Genomic DNA, 2,660 nt, shown 5'->3' on the forward strand with positions numbered 1-2,660 from the left:
GGAATCGATCGCTGGCGGGTTGAGGGTTGAGAAGAGGACAACATCATTGCCCCTGTTCAAGATTGTCGTAAAGACGACAGCCGAGGCTGGCTAAACGGGGCGCACCGTCGTCGAGCAACGGTCACCCCTGAAACGAGGATAGCGCTATATGCTAGTGCATACTGCGCATTGGCTAAGCCTGCCTACTCGGGCACACCGAGGATGACCGACGGCGCCTTGATCACGGCGGTGGCGTCGACGCCTTCAGCGAGCCCGAGCGTATCGCAGGCGACGTGGGTGATGGTGGCATGGACGCTTTCACCGGAGGGCAGGCCGATGCTGACCTCGGCATGAATCGGCCCTTTTTCCAGCGCGTTTACCTTGCCACTCAGGCTGTTACGAGCCGATAGGCGGATGCCCGTGTCGTCGGTCATCACGAGCACGGATGAGGCCTTGACCAAGGCGATGACGTCGGCGCTCGCCTTGAGATCGAGCGACTTGACGCTCTCATTGGTGACGATGGCAACAATCTGCTCACCACCGGCGAGTGTCACCAGGACCTGCGCGTTGACGGCTCCCATGGTGACCTGGGCCACCTTGCCGTGGAACTGATTTCGAGCACTGATCTTCATATCATTGTTCTCACTGAGCTTAAGGAATCGGAGTGTGCCGTGCCGCAGATGCGGATGGCTGGAGCAGCGAGCATCTGCATCCGATGGATCGCACGACGCAAAGCCGGCATGCATTCTGCATACCATTCGCACGATCGCTCATCGTTATGTCGCTTGGTATATTGCGATATCGCATGCTCAGCGATCTGGCCCAAAGCTGACCCGGCAGCCCATCCGGTTCTTCAATCGTCTCAGGAGTGAGCTCAATGCAATCTGTCCGCCTAGTCCTCGTCGCCTTCAGTTTCATGGTCGCCAGCAGCGTCTCCGCCGAGGATGCTCAGATCGCCGTGGCCGGTAACTTTACGTCGCCGATGAAGGTGATCATCGAGCGCTTCGAGGAAGACACCGATCACCGCATCAAGGCCTCCTACGGCTCCACGGGCAAGCTCTATGCCCAGATCAAGAACGGAGCCCCGTTCGATGCCTTGCTCGCCGCCGATCAGACGCGCCCAGCGCGGTTAGAGGAGGAGGGCAAGGGCCTACCCGGCTCGCGCTTCACCTATTCGATCGGCGCACTGGTGCTCTGGTCCGCCGCTGCCGACAAGGTGAGCGATGGCCCGGCACTGCTAAGATCGGGCGACTTCAATCGGCTGTCGATCGCCAACCCGAAGCTGGCGCCCTATGGCGAGGCCGCCATCGAGACCCTGGAGGCACTGGACCTGAAAGCCGCTCTCGAGCCTAAGCTGGTGATGGGCGAGAACATCGCCCAGACCTATCAGTTCGTCGACACCGGCAACGCCGACATTGGCTTCGTCGCTCTGTCCCAAGTCATGCGGGACGGGGAGATCATCAAGGGCTCGGGTTGGATCGTGCCGGGCGAGATGCATGCGCCGATCAATCAGGATGCACTGATTCTGAACCGCGGCAAGGACAACCCGGCGGTGACGGAGCTGTTTGCCTACCTCAAGGGCGAGAAGGCCGAGGCGATCATCCACGACTTCGGCTACGAGACCGAGTGACATGGTCTCTCAACACGCCATCAAGGAGTCTGCTAATGGGACTGACTGAGACCGATATCGAGGCCATCTGGCTGACCTTGCGCCTTGCCTCGGTCACCACCCTGATCCTGCTCGTGGTCGGCACGCCGGTCGCCTGGTGGCTGGCGCGCACCCGCTCGCGCTTGAAAGGACCGATCGGCGCCGTGGTGGCCTTGCCGCTGGTGCTGCCGCCCTCGGTGCTGGGCTTTTACCTGCTGGTGGCGATGGGTCCGAATGGGCCCGTGGGGCAGTTCACCGAGCGCCTGGGCATCGGCCTTCTGCCCTTCACCTTCTGGGGGCTGGTGGTGGCCTCGGTGTTCTACTCGCTGCCGTTCATGGTGCAGCCGGTGCAAAACGCCTTCGAGGCGATTGGTGACCGCCCGCTGGAGGCCGCCGCGACGCTGCGTGCCTCACCGCTGGATCGCTTCTTCAGTGTCGCGCTGCCGCTGTCGCTGCCTGGCTTCGTCACTGCTGGCATCCTGACCTTCGCGCACACCGTCGGCGAGTTCGGCGTGGTGCTGATGATCGGCGGCAACATCCCGGGCGTGACGCGGGTCGCCTCGGTGCAGATCTACGATTACGTCGAGGCCTTGGAATATGGCAACGCCCACCGACTCGCTGCGGTGATGTTGGTGTTCTCCTTTCTGGTGCTGCTGGCGCTGTATGTCTGGAATCCGGGGGCGAAGAAGCGATGAATGATCGGCAAGCGACGATGATAGGAGCAGGTCAGCAGGGTGGCCGACCGGTTGAGCGTCAGACTCAGGACCCGCAAGCCGAGCCGCCGCCGGCATCACTGATCGAAGCCCGTTTTCAGGTTGCCTGGCCCGGCTTCATGCTGGATGTGGATGAACGGCTGCCAGCACGCGGCGTCACGGCGTTGTTCGGCCATTCCGGCTCCGGCAAGACGACGTTGCTGCGCTGCATCGCCGGTCTGGAGCAGGCGGCGGTTGGCCGGCTCAGCTTCAAGGGTGAGAGGTGGCAGGATGCCAAGACCTGGGTGCCAACGCATCGCCGACCGATCGGCTATGTGTTT

4 protein-coding genes are annotated in these 2,660 nt (G+C 62.2%); 3 read left to right on the plus strand and 1 reads right to left on the minus strand.

Annotation, left to right across the window (positions count from 1 at the left end; all coding sequences use genetic code 11):
- Window positions 1-182 precede the first annotated feature (182 nt).
- Window positions 183-611, minus strand: a complete 429-nt coding sequence (locus VBE63_RS27065) for a TOBE domain-containing protein (protein WP_323686098.1) — start codon at window positions 609-611, stop codon at window positions 183-185.
- Window positions 612-856: 245 nt separating this feature from the next.
- Here VBE63_RS27065 and modA point away from each other — a divergent pair, with 245 nt between their 5' ends.
- The 3 genes from modA to VBE63_RS27080 all read left to right on the plus strand — a co-directional run.
- The gene (gene modA / locus VBE63_RS27070) at window positions 857-1,609 is read left to right on the plus strand and encodes a molybdate ABC transporter substrate-binding protein (RefSeq protein ID WP_323686099.1); all 753 of its coding nucleotides are present in this window, start codon (window positions 857-859) and stop codon (window positions 1,607-1,609) included.
- Window positions 1,610-1,644: 35 nt separating this feature from the next.
- Window positions 1,645-2,322, plus strand: coding sequence for a molybdate ABC transporter permease subunit (gene modB, locus VBE63_RS27075; RefSeq protein ID WP_323686100.1), 678 nt, complete (start codon window positions 1,645-1,647; stop codon window positions 2,320-2,322).
- On the plus strand, window positions 2,319-2,660 hold a 342-nt coding region (locus VBE63_RS27080), incomplete at its 3' end, for an ATP-binding cassette domain-containing protein (protein ID WP_323686101.1). The genes modB and VBE63_RS27080, both read left to right, overlap by 4 nt.

The organism is Lamprobacter sp. (assembly GCF_034860625.1).
GTDB lineage: Bacteria > Pseudomonadota > Gammaproteobacteria > Chromatiales > Chromatiaceae > Lamprobacter.

What these genes read in the sequence shown, in the direction of transcription:
- VBE63_RS27065 (WP_323686098.1), bottom strand. Translation starts at nt 611, where the DNA reads ATGAAGATCAGTGCTCGAAATCAGTTCCACGGCAAGGTGGCCCAGGTC.
- modB (WP_323686100.1), top strand. Translation starts at nt 1,645, where the DNA reads ATGGGACTGACTGAGACCGATATCGAGGCCATCTGGCTGACCTTGCGC.
- modA (WP_323686099.1), top strand. Translation starts at nt 857, where the DNA reads ATGCAATCTGTCCGCCTAGTCCTCGTCGCCTTCAGTTTCATGGTCGCC.